Raw genomic sequence first — 18,307 nt, 5'->3', positions numbered from 1 at the left:
CATGCCCCAGCCAAAAACCCCGGTACTATGGTTGCTGCTATGGCTATCAGCTGGGATTTTAGCAGGCTATTATTTAAAACCCAGCCTGCTCCTTTGCCTTCTTCTGCTTTTGTGCTCTTTGTTGGTGCTTATCCCGGCGTATTGGAAAATGGGGAAAGCCCAGCCCTGGCTTCAGGCTTTTTTGATAGGTTTTGGATTTCTTGTTCTGGGCGTGCTTACTGTGGCGATCCGCCTGCCTGAAAACAATGCCACACATTTCGTACAACATTGGGAGAGTGGGAAGGGAAATATTCGCGCCCATGTTATCAAAAAACTAAGAGCTTCACAATGGAGCCAGCCTTTTCTGGCGGAAGTACAACGCCTGCAGCCCCCCCTGTATAGGGGCAAGGTATTGCTCAAAATACCCCGGGACAGTACCCATCAGCTACCGGCAGTCGGAGATCAATTACTACTATGGGGCGAGATTTTGCCTATAGGACCTCCTTTGAATCCCTATCAATTCGATTATAGTGAATACATGAGGAAAAATGGGGTCTGCGGGCAACTTCAGCTAAAACCCGGAGGCTTTTTGAGGATAGATGGAAAAAGCAAAGGGAAACAATCACTTGGAACTGTCCGGGATGATCTGGCAGCCGGCCTTTCTGAGACGGGCCTGGATGCTTCCGCCCTTGGCCTGTTCAGGGCACTGATCCTCGGCGATCGGACCGAATTAGATGCCGGCCTCTATCGTTCCTACCAGCGTGCAGGAGCCGCCCATATTCTGGCGGTTTCCGGCCTGCACATTGGCATCCTGGCAGGTATGCTGTACTGGTTTTTGAAACCACTTGCCCGCAGGTTGCAAAATCCCTGGCCCGTGTTACTGATCATCCTCTCTGGCTTGTGGGGATATGCCGCTCTAAGCGGCCTGAGCCCCTCTGTGGTACGCGCAAGCCTGCTTTTTTCATTTCTGAGTATTGGCCAGGCTTTTAAACGACCGGGATTTTCCCTTCATTTTCTTGGGTTGGCCGGGATATTTATGTTAAGCATCAACCCCTTATGGCTGTTAGATGTGGGGTTTCAACTGAGTTTTGCAGCTGTAGCCAGTATACTGGTATTCTTTAAGCCCCTCATGGAACTATGGCCCTGGAAAAAGGGAGTTTTAGGTAAAACGGGGGGGATAATGGCTGTGAGCATTGCCGCCCAGGCCGGAGTGCTTCCTTTCAGCCTGTATTACTTCCATCAGTTTCCCGGTATCTTTTTGGCATCTAACTTGTTGTTGATTCCGGGCCTCGGCCTCCTTTTGCTGCTGGGGTTTGTCTTTCTCGGTCTGTCTGTTTTGGGCTGCATCCCGGAATTTCTTACCACTCTTTACGGCCAATTGCTCAGTCTTATGAATGCTTCTGTCCGGATTCTCAGCAATATGGATGCCTTCTTCTTTGAAGATATCCGTTGGGATCTCCCGGCATCCATCTTCCTGGTATTGATGCTTTTGGGACTGGCTGCACTGAGGTTTCGGAATTACCGTTGGTTTATTTCCCTGTCCATTGCAGGGGTATTTAGTTTTCTGGGATGGAATCTTTATTCCGTAAAGCAGGATCAGTCTATCCGGGAATTCTGTATCCCACACAAAGTTGCGGCCAGTGGCTTCTGGCTGAGACAGCAGGGGAAGCTTGATTTATACGGCACAGACAGCCTTGCCTTTACACCCCTGTTGGAAGACTTGAAAGACCATGTAAGGATAGATCAACAGGCCTTTTTGCCTTTGCAGAATTCATATTCCCTGGCAGCATTCAAACTGCTAATCATTGACAGCAGCGGGGTTTATCCCTGCCCATTAAAAGCACCTGATCTGTTATGGCTCCGGGAATCCCCTAAAATCCATCTGGAAAGGGTATTGGCAGAGCTGAATCCCAAACTACTGCTAGTAGACGGAAGTAATTACAAAAGTGATATTTCCCGTTGGGAAAAAAGCTGTAAAAAAATGGGAATACCCCTGCATGTTACGGCTTCAGACGGAGCCTTCCGGCTAAATCTCTAATCGTCCATTTTCCTTTCGGCTTCCTCTACACCGTGGGTAAGCCTTTTAAGGGGTTTGATTATGGTAATTACCAATAATCCAAAAATGACGCAGAAAATCGTTATTCCGGCAAAAATGGTGAGTTCCCCTGCCTCGGAAGCCGATTCCCCCAACAAGCCGGCCACCTTGTTCCCAAGGCCTGTAGCGGCAAAATAAACCCCCATCATAAGCGCACCATATCTTACAGGGGCCAGCTTGGTGATGAAGGAAAGCGCCACCGGAGAGGCACTGAGTTCCCCTATGGTGTGGAAAAGATAAGCCAGGGCGAGCCAGTACAAGGCAGATTCTCCTTCAGCTTCATACTCCATGGACGCGAAAACCATAAATACAAAGCCCAGCCCCATGATGATAACACCATTCGCCATCTTGAATAGCGAAGAGGCCTCTTTCCCCCTGTTTTTCCACCACATCCAGAAGTTAGCCACAGGAACCGCGAATAAGATTATGTAAAAAGGGTTAAAGAATTGAAAGGCCGCTGCCGGTATCTCATAGCCAAGGAACATACGGTCGGTACGGTCCTGTGCATAAAGGTTCATCAGCCCCCCGGCCTGTTCGAAGGCACCCCAGAAGACAATGACAATTATAAATGAAAGCAGCAAAACTATATAGCGGTCCTTTTCCTCCCGGGAATCCAGATCCCCGAAAATAGCAACCATCATCCCCACAACCAGGGAGAGGAAGAGGAAGAAAATCATGTACGCCAATTGCTGGTCTTCAATAAAAAACCAGGCTCCCAGAAAAGAAAAAATTCCAAGCAAAAGAGTAACCACCAGCGGCGTCTTTTTACTGAATTGGTCTGAAAAAATCTTCCCGATGGAAACATGGGTGGAATCCAATTCCGCCTTTACCGGCTTGTTTCCCACCTCGGTGAGGTAACGCTGTCCGAATAAGTAGACCACCTGCCCTAAAACCATCCCGATTGCTGCCAGTCCAAATCCGGCATGCCATCCATAGAGATCGGCCACGTAGGCTACAGAAAGGGCTGCCAGGGCCGCCCCGGTGTTAATCCCGATATAAAATATGGAGAACCCCTTATCACGTTTTATATCCCCGGGCCGGTACAATCCGCCCACAAGGGTGGAAATATTGGGTTTCAGCATCCCAACTCCCGATACAATCAGGACAAGGCCCGTATAAAAGGCCCACATTTCTTCTATCGATAAGATCCCATGGCCCATTACCAACAAAAAGCCACCTATCATAACCGCTCGCTTCTGTCCGATTATCTTATCGGCAATTATCCCCCCGGGAATAGATGCCACGTACACCAGCATGGTATACCAGCCATAAAGCGAAAGGGCCTCTGCATTGAGCCAGCCCAGTCCGGGATTATCCCCCATGGTTTCGGCTGTTAAATACAGCACCAGGATTCCCCGCATCCCGTAATAGGAAAATCGCTCCCACATTTCAGTGAAAAAGAGGATATAAAGTCCAACAGGATGTCCGAAAAGTTGCTTTTTGTGAGCCGGTTTGGTTTGAGTCTGCATGGGTCGCTTTTTTGGTTAGAGGTTTTCCAGTACGAAATTGGTCATTTTATTAAACAGGTGCAGGCGCGTATTGCCTCCGTATATCCCGTGGTTTTTATCCGGATAAATAGCCCAGTCAAAAGGCTTGTTCGCCTGAACCAAAGCCTCTATCATCCGCATGGTATTCTGAACGTGGACGTTGTCATCCGCCGAACCGTGTACCAGCAGGTATTTACCCTTTAACTGGTCCGCAAAAAATATGGGCGAATTATCGTCATAGCCGGATGGATTTTCCTGAGGAGTCTGCATGTAGCGTTCGGTATAAATGGTATCGTAAAATCGCCAGCTGGTAACCGGTGCCACCGCAATAGCCATTTCGAAGACCTCATTCCCCTTTAAAATACAATTGGAAGACATAAAACCACCGTAGCTCCAGCCCCAAATCCCGGTCCTGTCCTCGTCAATGTAGGGCAGCTTACTGAGTTCCTGGGCAGCGGAAATCTGGTCTTCCACTTCGTATTTGCCCAGTTCTTTCTGGGTCACTTTTTTAAAATCCCGGCCCTTGAGCCCGGTTCCCCGGCCATCCACACAGGCAATAATATATCCCTTGGATGCCAGCATCTGATGCCAGTAATCGTTAGACCCAAACCAGCTGTTGGCAACCTGTTGGGATCCGGGGCCACTGTACTGGAACATAAAGAGCGGGTATTTCTTTGAAGGATCAAAATCCACCGGTTTGATCATCCACATATTCAGCTCATTCCCATTGATCGTTAGTGTACTGAATTCTTTTTGGGCCAATTCATAGCCTTTTAGCTTTTCTGCTAATGCCTGGTTATTTTTAAGTTCTGTGACCTGTTCCCCATCCGAAGCCTTGTGTAAGGTGTAAACCGGCGGCGTATTTACATTGCTGAAGGTATTGATGAAATAACTGAAATCGGCACTAAAGGAGGCCCGGTTGGTGCCCTGCCCTGCAGTAAGCCTTTGTTTGCCTTTGCCTTTATCACTTACGCTGTAGACATCCCTGAGGATAGATCCCTGCTCAGAAGACTGATAAAAGATCCGTTTTCGTTTGGCATCATATCCGTAATAGGAAGTTACTTCCCAGGGACCCGAGGTTAACTGGTACTGCTGCTCCCCATTGGCCTTATGCAGATAGATATGATTATATCCGTCTTTCTCGCTGGTCCAGATAAAACGGTCATCCGGGAGAAAAGTAAGGTTGTCCGTAATATCCACATAGGCTGCATCCCGCTCTTCCAGCAATACTGAAACCTCCATGGTCTTTGCATTGACCTTATGCAGGACCAGATGGTCCTGGTGCCGGTTCAGGCTCTGAACACTCAGGTGATCGGGGTGCTGCATCCATTCCATGCGCGGGATGTAGTAGGGCTTCCCCAGGTCCACCTCAGCAGTTTGCCCGCCATTCAGGTCGTGAATAAAAAGGGACACCTCGGCATTATCCTCACCGGCCTTGGGATATTTAAAGACCGATTGATCCGGATACAGTTCGCCGCCATAAACATCCATGGAAAACTCCGGTACACCGCTTTCATCAAAACGCATAAAGGCGATTTTATCTCCCGAGGCATTCCAGTCGAAGGCACGGACAAAGGAAAATTCTTCCTCGTAAACCCAGTCGGTTACCCCATTGATGATGGCGTTTCTCCTTCCATCCGTGGTAATCTGCATCCTGTCTGAATGCTGCAGGTCCAGCACATAGAGGTTGTTTTCAAAAACATAAGCCACCTTATCCCCGGTCGGGGACAGGGTAGGTTCCTGGATTTTGGCTTCTGATATTTTTACGATTTCCGAGGTTTTAAAGTCATAGATGTAATAAATCCCCAGGCGCGAGCGGCGAAAGATTGCCTCCACCTCCGTTGCGAGCAATACTTTTGATTCATCTTCACTAAAACTGTAAGAAGTGAAGAAGGGGATTCCCTTATCCGGATCAGTCTGAAGGAGGGTGGCCACCTGCTGTTGTGTCCGGTATTCAAATTTATCAATGGAACTTATTCTTTGCTCTCTGTCTGTATTGAGCACTGTGTAATGTTGCCCGTCATTCATGGAGCGCAGGACATCCAGCCCTTCAGTGCGGAAGGCACCTCCCCAGATTTCCTCCAGGGTTATTTCCTTCTGGGCTGAAAGTACAGCCCCGATCAGCAAACAAAAACACAATATCCAATATCGATTTTTCATGAATTGACAAAAATGGGTTAACAAACCTCCAAGTTTATGAATATTTTGCCAATTATAGCAATTTTGCCCCTATTTTATTACCCCTTTGCGTCTCGCTGAATGGCCGCTTAATTCTGGGGGTTTCCCTATCTTTGCCGACAGAAATACGATCTGATGACAGCACCCGTTGAAGGCTTTTCAAAACTGAGTAAAGAAGCAAAAATCCGGTGGATTGCCTCCCGATATACGACACATCCTGAGGCAACTGAGGCCTTGTTGAAACGCTATTGGAATGAAGATTCCAAATTGCAGCAACTACACGATGAATTCATTGAAAATACGATTACCAATTTTTATCTCCCCCTGGGCGTTGCCCCCAATTTCCTGATAAACGGGAAACTTTATGCCATCCCTATGGCCATTGAGGAAAGCTCTGTTGTGGCCGCAGCCAGCAAGGCAGCTAAATTCTGGCTCGAAAGAGGCGGGTTTAAGGCTGAGATCCTTGGTACTGAAAAAATAGGGCAAGTCCATTTCCTCTATCAGGGGAATCCGGAACTCCTAAAAAGCTTTATCTCGTACCTGATTCCGGTTATGAAACAGGATGCCTCCTCCATAACTGCAAACATGGAAAAAAGAGGTGGCGGCATTATTGGGATTGAATTGCGCGACAAAACTGCCGATATACCAAACTATTACCAATTGCATTGCCGTTTCGAAACCCGGGACGCCATGGGCGCTAATTTTATCAATTCCTGCCTGGAACAGTTTTCGGCCAGCCTGTTGAGAGAAGCTCAAAACTATGACGGTTTGATAAAGGACCAGGGAGATATAGAGGTGTTGATGAGTATACTCTCTAATTATACACCTAATTGCCGTGTGCGGGCCGAGGTGAGCTGCCCAGTGAAAAAACTGGATGAAGAAAGCGGGCTGTCTGGAGATACTTTTGCCCGTAAACTGGTACAGGCCGTTTCCATTGCCGACAACGAGCCCTATCGGGCGGTTACCCACAATAAAGGGATCATGAACGGCATAGATGCCGTTGTACTTGCCACCGGGAATGACTTCAGAGCTGTCGAAGCCGGAGTACATGCCTATGCTGCCCGCAGTGGGCAATACCGCAGCCTTACCCGGGCCGAAATCCAAGGGGGCCAGTTCAAATTTACCCTCGAAATCCCTTTGGCCCTTGGCACGGTGGGGGGGCTAACCAGCCTGCACCCCCTGGTCAAACTTTCCCTTGAAATACTACAGCATCCTTCGGCAGAGGAATTGATGAAAATTGTCGCAGTTGCGGGCCTCGCCCAGAATTTCGGCGCATTGCGGTCTCTTGTAACGGTAGGCATTCAACAAGGGCATATGAAAATGCACCTGCTCAATATTCTCAATCAGATGGGGGCCAGCAAAGCCGAAAAAGAAGCTATGGTAAATTATTTTAAAACCCATACGGTAAGCCACAACGAGGTTGTCAAAGCCCTGGAAGCGCACCGCAGCAACTAATGGAAAAGGAGTTTTACAGCCATGGAAAATTACTCTTATCCGGAGAGTACCTGGTGTTGGACGGGGCACGTGCCCTGGCCCTTCCATGCCGGTACGGACAATGGTTGCGCACCGAAACGCTGAAAGAACCGGTCATTCACTGGGTTTCACTAGACCACGAGAAAGAGGTCTGGTTCGAAACTACAATACCGAAGGTAAGTCTGGAAAAGCCGGTATCGGGCCAGCCCTTCCCCAAGGAGATCTCTCAAAGGCTTCTCTATTTATTAAGGCAGGCCCGCTTACTCAAACCTCAATTTCTTTCAGATCCCAACGGAGTCCGGGTTACTACCTTACTGGAATTTCCAAGAAAATGGGGCCTTGGCAGTTCCTCAACGCTTATTTCCAACCTGGCCCGGTGGGCTGAAATAAACCCCTATGACTTACTGGCGGGGAGTATGGGCGGCAGCGGCTACGACCTGGCCTGTGCCACCGCTTCAAGCCCGGTCTTTTACAGGCTGGATCTAAAATCACAGCCATTGGTTGAACAGGTTGCATTTGACCCACCTTTCCGTGAGCAGCTGTTTTTTGTCTTTCTCAATGACAAGCAAGATTCGGGTGAGGCCATCCGGCGTTACCGAAAAAAGAAATTCGACCAGAGCAAAATGGTCCCGGAAATCTCACGGATTAGCGAAGCCCTGGTACAGGCCACGGAATTGACCGACTTTGAAGCTTTGCTGGACCGGCACGAAGAGCTTCTTTCCCAGATCCTGGACCTGCCTCCTGTAAAACAAAGCAGGTTTCCTGGTTTTCCGGGTAGTATCAAAAGCCTTGGGGCCTGGGGAGGAGATTTCGTATTGGCAACGGGTCGTGCAGATGCGCGGCAGTATTTTGTCAATAAAGGATATCCTACCGTTATCCCGTTTGCTCAGATGGTATTATAAAAAAATCCGCAACCTGATGGTTGCGGATTATCCTTTTAAAGCGAAGTTTGTCTTAGTAGAAAACCGATCGGTTATCTTCTATTTCAGCTTTTTCTTTCAGGGCATTATAAACATCTGCTGCCACCCTTGAACCCAGGCTGTTTTTAAGCGTGTTTGCATAAGGGGCATAATTATCCAGTGAAGGCGCATCTTCCCTGTTGGTAACTTCCAGCTTGTATACTCCCGTTTCTCCCTTGAGTAAGCCTGATGTGCTTCCCTGATCCATGGCAACCGCTGTACCGACCACAAGGGGCTCTCTTCCGGCACCCGGAATGGTTGGGGTTTTAACATTCAGCGCACTGGCGCTGGCTATGGTAACTCCATTATCTGCTGCAATAGTCTGCATGTCTTTTCCTTTGTTCGCCTCCATGATCCGCGCCGTTTTCTTTTCTTTTCGCAAAATGGGCAACACCCTCACCGAAGCGTCTTCCACACTCATAAGTCCTTTCGCGTATTTTGCAGTAAGCTGGACAACGGCGTATCCATTACTTAAATCAAAGCGGCGGATATCTCCCAATTCGGTTTCGGGATTGAACGCCCATTGTACAATGCGGCGTTCAGAACCCAGACCTGGCAGGTTCTCATCCATGGCCTTTAATTTGTTCACAGGACGTGCCTGATACTCTTTCTTTCTCGCCTCCTCTGCAAAGGAAACCCCTTCGTTGCTTACAGCCATTTCAAAGCTGGTAGCCTCTGTAAACAGGCTATTAACTGTTTCAACCGAGGGCTCAATTAACCTGGCGAGCGTAGCCAGTCGGATAATATCCTGTTTGTCATCCACACGTACGATATGAAAGCCAAATTCTGTTTCTACCAGGCCAATGGTTTCCACCTCGTTTCCAAAGGCAAAGTCATTGAATTTAGGGGTCATAATACCTTCCTGGAAATAACCCAGATCCCCTCCCCTTGGGGCGGAAGGACCGTCGGAATTATCCCTGGCTAATTGTGCAAATACCGTTTCCGGTTTCTGGGCTTCAGCCAGCAATTCTTCGGCACGTTCTTTCGCCTCCTCCTTGGTACGTGTGATATTTGGGTTGGCTCTTTCCGCTCCTTCATACGTAATTAGGATGTGGCTGGCTTTTACACTTCCATTAAGCCGCTTTTCCATCATACGGCTCATCTTGAAATATTCCCCGTCGCGATATGGTCCGTATACTTCGCCAACGGAAAGGGACAGAAGCGAATCAGCATGCTGTGCGGGTAAATCGTTTCTAAGTTTAAAAATAGTATCGTACTTCAGATCTGAGTTCCTGTCCAGGAAGGCATCCATGTCTGTAGTGTTGCGGAACCCGGGGATAACCAGGGTGGTGTCTTCCTGGGCTATATACTCCTCCCTGTCGATAAAAAGTTCCTTCATGGCTTCGTTAATGGCCGCCTCATCTGCTATGGATGCTTTTTCTTCAAAGAAAACATATTGGATATCCCGGGCAGCCTCCTGCTGGTAGTCCTCTTCGTGCTCTTTAATATAGGCGGCAATTTCCTTCCTGTTTACATTTACCGTGCTGTCCGGGATACTGCTGAAGGGAATGCGTACATAACGGATGTCTACCTTGTCATTGGCAAGGTGGTAATCCAGCTCCCCTTCCTGAAGGCTGGCGCCTGCTCCGGCGCGAATCAGATCCATGTAGGTCTGTTCCTTTGCAGATTGGATAAGGGCTTGTTCATTTTGCAGCCACAGCCGGTATTGTTCGGGAGCATTGACCCTTAAATCTGCGATAAAGGAACGGAAAGCCGTTTCATCAAAAAACCCATTTTCATCCTGGAACTGAGGGTTCTGTGTAAAACTCGGATTGGTGCGGATCAGTTCCATAATCTGGTCCTGTTCTATATTGATCCCGAGCTTTTCGAATTCCTGTTGCAGTATAGTGGATCGCACCTCCTGATCCCAAACGGTATTGACAATTTGTGTAGCCGTAGCCTGGCTTCCAAATCTCCCGGAGGCCACTTCCATTTTTGCCCGGAAATCATCAATGGAAATTGCTTCCCCATTGATTTCTCCAACTGCAGAACCTACCTTGACCCCGCCAAAATTGTTTCCCGTGAAAATACCGGAAATCACGAAGGCGAAAAGTGCCATCCCTATAATGAAAATAAGCACCGTAGTGCGCTTTCTAATTTTCTCTAAAATTGCCATCCTGTGGATTCTTTAAATCAGTGGGCGAAATTAGTATTTTAAACGCAATAATAAAAGGGAAAAAACAGGGAATCAGGCCTTAGCCACTAATCCGAATCGATCAGCTGTAGCGTCACCAGGTCTATCTTGGTATTGGAGACTTCTAGAACAGTAAAGAGAAACTTGCCAATGCGGATTTCGCTGTCCTGTTTGGGGATATCGCCGGTCTCGTTTACGATCATCCCGCCCAGGGTTCCGTATTCATCGCTTTCGGGGAGTTCCAGGCGGTATTGTTCATTGATATAATCGACTTCCAGCCGGGCCGAAAATTTGAAAGTGTCTGCTCCGAGCTGTTCTTCAATAAGTTCTGTGCTGTCGTGCTCATCTTCTATCTCCCCGAAGAGTTCCTCAATGATATCCTCAACGGTTAGGATACCGGAGGTCCCCCCGTACTCGTCAAGGACAACTGCCATGCTTTTGCGTTTTTTGGTGAGAACATTCAGAATTTTCTGTATGAGCATGGTTTCAGGAACAAATTCCACCGGCAACAGAATACTTTTGATGGTCTTGGGCTTTTTAAATAGTTCATAGGAGTGCACATAGCCGATTATATTGTCTATAGTATCCTTGTAAACCAGGATTTTGGAGTAGCCGGTTTCGGAAAAAAGCCTGGTCAGGTTTTTGGGAGTTTCGTGCAACTCCACAGCCGTAATCTCGGTGCGCGGAACCATCACCTCACGGGCCTTGACCTCCGAAAATTCCAGTGCATTCTGAAAGATCTGAATTTCAGAATCTACCTCATCGGCCTCCTCAACTGTTTCCATTTGCTCGGTTATATAGTCGCCCAGTTCCAGTTTACTGAATGCCAGTTGTACCTGGTCCCCATCAGTCTTAAAAAAGGTTTTGAGGATCAGATCGGAAATACGGATAACAAATTCAGAAATGGGCCAGAAAACCATATAAAACAGAAAAGCTGGGATAGCAAGTGCTTTCAGCAGGGAATTCGCATATATCTGAAATAGGACTTTGGGCAGGAATTCGGCTGTCAGTAAAATGATAATGGTGGATATCAGGGTCTGGGACAGCAGGCTGAAATCTGTCAAAAGGAGTTGAAGCAGGGTGTATTCAGAGGGTAGCATCCCAAGGAACCATTGCATCAGTAATTCCCCCATATACAAACCGTACACGACCAGGGCCACATTGTTCCCGATAAGCATGGTAGCAATGAACTTAGAGGGTTTGGCCGTAATCCGGCCCAGGATTTTAGCCAGTATCCCCCCCTGTTTTTTCTCAATCTCAATATGGATTCGGTTTGCCGAGATATAGGCAATCTCCATGCCCGAGAAAAAGGCGGAACACAAAAGACTAATCAGGATTATAGTCATAACAGGTCAACAGACATTAGGCATCCGGGTTGTCCCGCCGCTTTTCAAATTTTTTACGATAATTTCTCCTGAAAAAAAACATGGCCGTGGAAACTACTGCGAAGAATATAAATATGTAAGTCTCTTTTGGGTTAACACCCCATAGCTCCCCAATTTTGTAAATGGAAATCAAGGCCACTGCCAGGTATAAATACTCGGTATATCTTAATATTTTAATCATAATTCTTCTTCTTTAACCAGCATTTCTCCGCCGGTTTTATGTGCCTTAAAATAGCTAAAATCGCGGTTAAAATCCATTCCAATCCCATTTAAAACAGTTCCCTCTTCCGGATTGCTGAAAGTAAAACGGTCCTGGGTAAAGATCCATTCACTGCTTCTGTCCCAATAAAGCTGCGGGGTCTCCAGGCGTTTTCCGTCATGTGTTTCCAGGACAACATTCCCTCTGAGGTCTATCAGGTTCGTTCGGGAATAAATGATAGCAGAGTCCGCAACAATAGTGCTTTTCAGGCCCTGTTCATCGTAATAATCCACTTGCAAACCACTGGGAAAGGTCCTGAACGGAAATTTCAGGTTGTCATAATCCTCGCTCAGGGGGCTTTTTAAAATGGCAATTACCCGTGAAGCGCTGCTATCCTGCGTATTTAATTCCTTTTGAGTTTCTGTGTATGTAAGGGTGAAATCGCTCGCAATTCCCTGTGGATATACCTGCAGGGCAGCCTCATCTCCTACCCGCTTATAGCTGTCTTCACAAGCACAAAAAAACATTGCCACAGCGCTAACCATGGCAATGTATTTAATGATATGTTCTTTCAAATGCATCCTTATAGGTTCGGAACCGTAACGCTGCCACCAACCCAGCAAGGGAAAGATACCTGTTTTCCGGCCATTCCGGAGTTAAAGATATCCGTTTTGGATGGTGCTTTAGCTTCGTAGCTGGCAGCCGACTGACTGGCTCGGCCACTTATGGATGGATCTACCCTTCCGGCCCTTCTGGCCATATCCGCAGCCAACCAGTAAACAGAGCGCTTCTCAAAAGGAGTGCTTCCACATTCGTTGGCACTGCTGGCATAAAGGCTTGCGATTAACAAGTAGGCGTTTCCGTTGGAGCCGTTGGCGTCAATAGCTCTGCGGGCATAAGCCCTTGCCTGCGACTTACTGAACTTCCGGGCAATAGTGGCCGCTTTATAAAGTATGCTTGATTTCTTCCGGGCATCCGTTTCCAGCTCGGCCGCCTTATCAAAATCTGCGATTGCTCCCCGGTTATCCCCGTCTTTGGCTTTTAAGGTACCCCCATACAGATACGCACTGGCAGAGGGCTCAAGGGCCAACTGGGCTTCAAACAATTTGCGGAAAAGCGGGTCGTCTGTACACTCTTTGGCGAACATCCTTCCAACGGCACGTTTTACCCAGGCAATGTCACCTTTCTTCTCCTCAAAGGACCTCTGGTAAAGCGGAATAAGGTTTTCACAATCGGCCAGGGCTCCCAGTTTGGAATCTATACTCCCGGCGATTTTACCGTAGTTTTCAGAGTAACTGTTGTAAGACTTCAACCTGCGGGCATCTTTTGAGGAAAGCGTCCCGGCCTCTTCCTTGGGAAGCAGCAAGTTAATTTGCTTGAGGTACTTCTCGTTCTCCTCTTCGATTTTCTCAGTAACATCATCGTAAACATCAAAAACTTCCTGCAGCTCCTTCTTGCCGGCCCCGTGCAGGTCTACCAGGCTGGAGAAATACAGGTAAAGGGATTTTGGATTATCGAAGTTGGCACGATCTTCTTTGAAGGCCTGAGACAATTGTAAATAGATCTCGTCGTCCGAAATCATCTTGTTATCATACATAAGGTTGACCTTATCTGTGATGTCTTCTGCCTTTGTATAGTTTTTTGAGAAATACTGTCGCCTGGTATCATAAAGATTTGTCAACTCCTTTATGAAAGCCTGTTTTTCAGCTCCACTGGAATTATCGATCTTATGTTCCAGAATTTTTTCACCATAGGAAAAGTTGGCCTTATTGATGCCCGGACAGGTCTCGTAAACCATTTTCCAGGGTTGATAAGCGGCTTCGTAGTTTTTTACTTTTGCATGTTCAGCATAAATGGAAAGATTGGTCATACATTCAGGGTTCTGCGCCTGGCCATAAGAAAGGCCGGCCATCCCCAAAACCAGAACCATCATTGCGTAAAAATCCTTTTTCATCTTGTCATTTATTTAGAGTGGGTTAATGTACTAAATTTTTATCAATTAATTTGTCTTTTCAGGAACCATCTGGCGTTGAGGGACAGCCCTATACTGACTTTAAAATAGCTTTCCCGGACCAGATTATTCATTGTGGTCCCCCTTCTTCCGAGCTCAAATCCGAGGTTCAGATTTGTAAAATCGGCTCCTATGGGTAGACCCATTCCAAATGTTATGCCAAAGTTGCTTAGCTCCTTGTCATTTACGACAAAACCACTATTATCCAACCGAAGGCCTGCCCGGTAAACCACCCTTTTTAAATAGGAGTCAAAGCTGGAGTAATCCGGGATAAAGTAGCCCCCAAAGGCAATTGCACTCGCATCTTCATAGCGCGTATTGGATGCCTCAAGAAACGGGCTGGAATAATCGCTGAATTGCTGCAAGCTGTACTCCCCGCCAACAAACCAATGCTTGTCTTCCCCTATACCCAGACCGAAGCTGTAGGTTGTAGGTATTTTTATCTCCGTAAACCGGAGGTTAACCTCGTCCAGGTTAACATCAAAAACCTCAATCTCATTTCCGCTGAGCGGAACAAAGGTCCCTATAGTTTGCGTATTCTCGGAAGTCAGGTTTGTCTGGGTCCGTACCCGTACAGAACTAAAAAGGGTGTGTTTTGAGCTGATTTTAGGTTCATAAGTAAGGGCGTAGTTAAAATCAAAACCGGAAATTTGAGACTCGCGCAGGTCCAGGGTTCCGAATTGTACACCTTCCGTAGTTTGCTGCCGGTTGTTTTCCAGTCGACCAAAATGGTAATTAACCGTTGCCCCCAGATGCAAGCCTGGCATCAGGCGAAATCCCGCAGAGAGGAAAAGTTGGTTTATACCCCCGTCTCCCGAAAACTGATTGGTTACGGCATTCCCGGAGGAATTTGTGCGCTCATCCAACAAGTTATAGCCCACGGAACTGAAGGGTTTAAGCCCAAAATTGAGCCCCATCCGCTGAACTTTTAAGGGTAGCGCAATGGCCAGGTAATCCAGATTGGTTACTGAGGTATTTTGCTCGGCACTAAAAGTTTCCAGGCGCAACTCCCTGTGCGAAACGGCCGCGGCATATATAGTCGGGCCAATTTTACCCAGGGAAGCTGGGTTGTTTATATTCAGGTGAATGCTGTCCGTATACATCGCCAGCCCTCCCATCATCTGGTTTTCGACAGTACTTATGGAGCGCAGGTCCCCAATACCGAAAAATGAATAAGGTGATACCGTTCCGTTCTGAGCGGAAAGTGTAATGGTCGCAAAACAGCAGATTGCGAGAACGATTTTTTTTACCATCTAGCTTTTGTTGTATTCCAGCAGCTGGTTTAAGCCCTCCAGGAGAAAATTAGAATGGGCAAATATGGTGTTTTTTAGCCGTTTTGACAAAAATTGAGCATCACCCCCTGTTAAAATCACTGTTAAATCTCTGAATCGCGATTTGTACTGCCCGATAACCCCGTCTATTTCCAGGCAAATCCCGTTTACTACCCCACTGTGCATGCTGCTTTCAGTAGCATTTCCTATAAAATCAAAAACCTCTTCCGGGGTAAGCAGCGGTAGCCTGGCAGTGTATTTATTGAGGGCATTATACCGCATATAAAGGCCCGGAGAAATAGCTCCACCCAGATATTCCCCGTGATCGTTGACCATATCGTAAGTGATACAAGTGCCCGCATCTATAACCAGGGTGTTTCCCTTAGGATTGTGATAGAAAGCCGCAGTGGCCAGAGCCAGCCGATCCGGACCCAGGGTCTGAGGGGTGGCATAAGAATTTTTAAACGGCAGCTTTAAACTCGGGTTTAACTCATATACCTCACAGAAAACCGATACCGCTTTTACCGTGCAGCGGTCCAGATTACTGACCGATGAAATAACCGCCCTGCTTATATTGGGATACTTTGTAAACACCCCTTTCAGGTGACTTGCAAAATCTGCCTCGTTACTGGATTCGACATGCAAAAGCTTGTTCCGCCGGAAGACGGCGAACTTGATTTGAGTATTGCCTGCATCGATTACCAGATTCATATTACAAAGATCAGAATTTACGAAAAAACAACCTCCTTTTTTCAGGTTTTTGTTGGTTGTTGCTAAAATTGAATTTATATTTGCCCCCGCTTAATTACCAATGGTACCTTAGCTCAGTTGGTAGAGCAACGGACTGAAAATCCGTGTGTCCCTGGTTCGATTCCTGGAGGTACCACCTTAAACCCCTATAGTCTTAACGATTATAGGGGTTTTACTTTTTGGTTGACAATCTGGTTGACAAAAAAAGTAGATCAGAAGATAATAACAACAAATTTGATCCTAGCCAACCGCAGGCATATTCCCTAGGCAACAAATATTCAAGTAACATTAAGTGTGACTTAATCCGAAATTTTGAATTTCAAATAATTTTAGCTTTCTTACGAATCCTCAAATATTTCACCAGGTCTTTGTCTTCTTTTGGCTATTAGGCGCCAACAAAATAATACAGCTATCCTGATGAACATTTATAAGCTATCTCTCCTCTTTTTTACTTTTCTAATATTGGTCAGTTGTTCTAAAAGTGATTCTGATACAGTAACTAATGACACTGATCCAATTAACATCAACGATAATCCTACTCCCACAGAAAAACCTACAGAAACAGTCGTTTCAGGTAGCATAAAGTTACCGGAAGGAAGTGGTTTGAATTTAAGCTCCCTTACCGTACTATCATCAACCAACAACAGTACGATTTCCAATGGTCGATTTGAACTGGATGTGTATGGAGATTACACAGCATTATACGTTACTGATTCTAATGACAATGTATTTTTGATTGGATACAAGTATCCTGGAAGTACAGACAATAACATAACTCCTACATCAACGGCTTTGGGTATGCTGATGATGTCACCAGCAGTTTTAGATCTCTCTGAACAAGGAAAAAGATTATTGATCAATAGATTTCTGGAAGACAGTAATTTTCAGATACTAGTAGAGGCAATTGAGCAAAATATTGTGGTGGGCAATGATTTATTTGACTCTAACAATACGGCAATAATGGAAGCCCTTGTTGCAGTTTTTCAGTCTTCCTCGTCTCGTTCTAGTATAAATAATGATGAATTGCCTGTTTTTATGGCAAGAGCAGGTAGGAATTTTGTTTTTAACGCCGGACAAGGCGATGTTCCTAATGTGTATAATACAACAATAGGAATTTATAAAGATGGAGCGAGAATTGATAAAATAAAGGTAGAAGGCGTCCAAATCGTACCTTCTTCCTTATCCGAGCTTTTTCAAGGTGGCGGGGGTTCTATAGGTGATCCAATTGATAAAGAGTACACCTTGCCAGGAGATGGTGATTTTACCTTTAAATTTAGAACAGGCAAACCCGGGACAAATGATGGTAGTACAGAGCATGAAGAAGCATTCTATGACAACTTAGGACAATTTTGCTATAATCTTTTAGTGACCGTATTTCCCTTTCTTGAATCTACTAATTGTGCTGCCAATATCGTCATTGCTTCTATTAGTGCCCTTCAAAGTAGTTCTGAAATTAGTTCGGATACTAAGGATATAGGCGTCCTCTTACAAGCTGCAGACATAGTTTTAGGTAAAGCAGAAAGCATAATTGGTAATTGTGTTTCCGAAATACCGTTAGATAATAAATGGTTATTTCGATTTTTAAAACATTGGAATTTTGTAAGTACAGCTTTTGGAGTAATTGCCAACGGCGCTAATACCACAATCTTTGGAACGCAATGGATAGCCTCTAATTCAATTACTGATTTATGTTTTAATGCGTCTGGGAATATAGTAGAGGCAAGGGATTGTTTAGACTTATCCGGGGTATGGAGAATACCTTTATTGGGATCAGGAGGCTTGGATTGTGTTACAGGGGATGGAAGTTTATCTTCTTTACAATTGCCTCCGGCATTTATACTTAATTCTGATGAGATGTCGGTCCAAGGAACTGAGGGAAAGAGAGGTTTAATACTACCACCTGGCGAGGGAACCTATACCTTTGACGGAAGCAATATCTTAATAGAATGGAGTGGTATCGCAGGTCCAAATGAAGTTACTGGTTCATGTACAGATCTTACAACTACACTTACTGAATATACCTTCTCTTTTAGTGGAGTTTATAAGCCAATAAATAAGTTATTTGAGGGAGAATATTCTTTTAAAAGAGAAATTATTGAGACAACAGCAGTTTGTAATCTTGGTATTATCAAGTCATGTGGAGGATTATCGATATTTCAAAGGGACCAATAGTTAGTACCAATGGTGAAAGTTTAGTTTATTGCGATTCCACATATAATTGTTGCACTACTCTTCTTAATTTCCTTTTTGAGGATTGCACTTAGAGCCAGTTCAGTTTAGAAATACCCAACAAATTCATTCATACTGTAGCGATTATATGGCGTCATAGGCTCAGATGAGTAGATGTGTATTTGCTGTAGTTGAAAGCTCTTGATACACCAGGCAA

Annotated in this window: 13 protein-coding genes and 1 tRNA gene; 5 read left to right on the top strand and 9 right to left on the bottom strand. The window is 46.0% G+C overall.

What is annotated here, in order from left to right:
* The first annotated feature begins 1 nt into the window (after nt 1).
* Nucleotides 2-2,017 carry a ComEC/Rec2 family competence protein gene (locus ACT6NU_RS08490; protein WP_445381247.1) on the top strand — a complete coding sequence of 672 codons (2,016 nt, stop codon included), beginning with the start codon at nt 2-4 and terminating at the stop codon, nt 2,015-2,017.
* Here the strand turns inward: ACT6NU_RS08490 and ACT6NU_RS08485 are convergent.
* Together ACT6NU_RS08485 and ACT6NU_RS08480 are read right to left on the bottom strand one after the other, a co-directional pair.
* On the bottom strand, nt 2,014-3,543 hold the full coding sequence (locus tag ACT6NU_RS08485) for a peptide MFS transporter (RefSeq protein ID WP_445381246.1): 1,530 nt from the start codon (nt 3,541-3,543) through the stop codon (nt 2,014-2,016). The two genes, ACT6NU_RS08490 and ACT6NU_RS08485, sit on opposite strands and share 4 nt — an antisense overlap.
* Before the next feature lie 15 nt (nt 3,544-3,558).
* Entirely contained in the window at nt 3,559-5,721 is a 2,163-nt protein-coding gene (locus ACT6NU_RS08480) for a S9 family peptidase (protein ID WP_445381245.1), read from the bottom strand.
* Between the two features lie 153 nt (nt 5,722-5,874).
* Between ACT6NU_RS08480 and ACT6NU_RS08475 the strand changes: the two genes are divergently transcribed.
* Both ACT6NU_RS08475 and ACT6NU_RS08470 read left to right on the top strand, forming a co-directional pair.
* Complete coding sequence (locus ACT6NU_RS08475; RefSeq protein WP_445381244.1) at nt 5,875-7,194, top strand: hydroxymethylglutaryl-CoA reductase, degradative; 1,320 nt, start codon at nt 5,875-5,877, stop codon at nt 7,192-7,194.
* A complete protein-coding gene (locus ACT6NU_RS08470) occupies nt 7,194-8,114 on the top strand; it encodes a GYDIA family GHMP kinase (RefSeq protein WP_445381243.1) in 921 nt (306 codons plus the stop codon). The genes ACT6NU_RS08475 and ACT6NU_RS08470 overlap by 1 nt, the downstream gene beginning before the upstream one ends.
* A 52-nt stretch (nt 8,115-8,166) precedes the next feature.
* On the opposite strand, the gene ACT6NU_RS08465 is transcribed toward ACT6NU_RS08470, so the two are convergent.
* From ACT6NU_RS08465 to ACT6NU_RS08435, 7 genes are all read right to left on the bottom strand, one after another.
* On the bottom strand, nt 8,167-10,287 hold the full coding sequence (locus ACT6NU_RS08465; RefSeq protein ID WP_445381242.1) for a peptidylprolyl isomerase: 2,121 nt from the start codon (nt 10,285-10,287) through the stop codon (nt 8,167-8,169).
* 86 nt (nt 10,288-10,373) lie between these two features.
* On the bottom strand, nt 10,374-11,651 hold the full coding sequence (locus ACT6NU_RS08460; protein ID WP_445381241.1) for a hemolysin family protein: 1,278 nt from the start codon (nt 11,649-11,651) through the stop codon (nt 10,374-10,376).
* A gap of 16 nt (nt 11,652-11,667) precedes the next feature.
* Nucleotides 11,668-11,871, bottom strand: a complete 204-nt coding sequence (locus ACT6NU_RS08455; RefSeq protein ID WP_445381240.1) for a hypothetical protein — start codon at nt 11,869-11,871, stop codon at nt 11,668-11,670.
* Nucleotides 11,868-12,470: an LPS export ABC transporter periplasmic protein LptC gene (gene lptC / locus ACT6NU_RS08450; protein WP_445381239.1), complete on the bottom strand. Its 603-nt coding sequence runs from the start codon at nt 12,468-12,470 to the stop codon at nt 11,868-11,870. Before lptC ends, ACT6NU_RS08455 begins: the two co-directional genes overlap by 4 nt.
* A gap of 2 nt (nt 12,471-12,472) precedes the next feature.
* Nucleotides 12,473-13,843: a tetratricopeptide repeat protein gene (locus ACT6NU_RS08445; RefSeq protein ID WP_445381238.1), complete on the bottom strand. Its 1,371-nt coding sequence runs from the start codon at nt 13,841-13,843 to the stop codon at nt 12,473-12,475.
* 41 nt (nt 13,844-13,884) lie between these two features.
* Nucleotides 13,885-15,153: a hypothetical protein gene (locus tag ACT6NU_RS08440; protein WP_445381237.1), complete on the bottom strand. Its 1,269-nt coding sequence runs from the start codon at nt 15,151-15,153 to the stop codon at nt 13,885-13,887.
* Entirely contained in the window at nt 15,154-15,882 is a 729-nt protein-coding gene (locus tag ACT6NU_RS08435; protein WP_445381236.1) for a type III pantothenate kinase, read from the bottom strand.
* 102 nt (nt 15,883-15,984) lie between these two features.
* Between ACT6NU_RS08435 and ACT6NU_RS08430 the strand changes: the two genes are divergently transcribed.
* Together ACT6NU_RS08430 and ACT6NU_RS08425 are read left to right on the top strand one after the other, a co-directional pair.
* Nucleotides 15,985-16,057: transfer RNA gene (locus ACT6NU_RS08430), tRNA-Phe, on the top strand.
* A gap of 281 nt (nt 16,058-16,338) precedes the next feature.
* Nucleotides 16,339-18,093, top strand: coding sequence for a hypothetical protein (locus ACT6NU_RS08425; protein WP_445381235.1), 1,755 nt, complete (start codon nt 16,339-16,341; stop codon nt 18,091-18,093).
* Nucleotides 18,094-18,307 lie beyond the last annotated feature (214 nt).

The sequence above is a fragment of the Robiginitalea rubriflava genome (assembly GCF_052540725.1).
Note: the sequence above shows the minus strand (reverse complement) of the source record. Positions and strands in the feature narration are given on the sequence as shown.

Coding starts and splice junctions, on each gene's coding strand:
- ACT6NU_RS08485 (WP_445381246.1), bottom strand. CDS start 3,543: ATGCAGACTCAAACCAAACCGGCTCACAAAAAGCAACTTTTCGGACAT.
- ACT6NU_RS08490 (WP_445381247.1), top strand. CDS start 2: ATGCCCCAGCCAAAAACCCCGGTACTATGGTTGCTGCTATGGCTATCA.
- ACT6NU_RS08465 (WP_445381242.1), bottom strand. CDS start 10,287: ATGGCAATTTTAGAGAAAATTAGAAAGCGCACTACGGTGCTTATTTTC.
- ACT6NU_RS08460 (WP_445381241.1), bottom strand. CDS start 11,651: ATGACTATAATCCTGATTAGTCTTTTGTGTTCCGCCTTTTTCTCGGGC.
- ACT6NU_RS08435 (WP_445381236.1), bottom strand. CDS start 15,882: ATGAATCTGGTAATCGATGCAGGCAATACTCAAATCAAGTTCGCCGTC.
- ACT6NU_RS08475 (WP_445381244.1), top strand. CDS start 5,875: ATGACAGCACCCGTTGAAGGCTTTTCAAAACTGAGTAAAGAAGCAAAA.
- ACT6NU_RS08445 (WP_445381238.1), bottom strand. CDS start 13,843: ATGAAAAAGGATTTTTACGCAATGATGGTTCTGGTTTTGGGGATGGCC.
- ACT6NU_RS08480 (WP_445381245.1), bottom strand. CDS start 5,721: ATGAAAAATCGATATTGGATATTGTGTTTTTGTTTGCTGATCGGGGCT.
- ACT6NU_RS08455 (WP_445381240.1), bottom strand. CDS start 11,871: ATGATTAAAATATTAAGATATACCGAGTATTTATACCTGGCAGTGGCC.
- ACT6NU_RS08440 (WP_445381237.1), bottom strand. CDS start 15,153: ATGGTAAAAAAAATCGTTCTCGCAATCTGCTGTTTTGCGACCATTACA.
- lptC (WP_445381239.1), bottom strand. CDS start 12,470: ATGCATTTGAAAGAACATATCATTAAATACATTGCCATGGTTAGCGCT.
- ACT6NU_RS08425 (WP_445381235.1), top strand. CDS start 16,339: ATGAACATTTATAAGCTATCTCTCCTCTTTTTTACTTTTCTAATATTG.
- ACT6NU_RS08470 (WP_445381243.1), top strand. CDS start 7,194: ATGGAAAAGGAGTTTTACAGCCATGGAAAATTACTCTTATCCGGAGAG.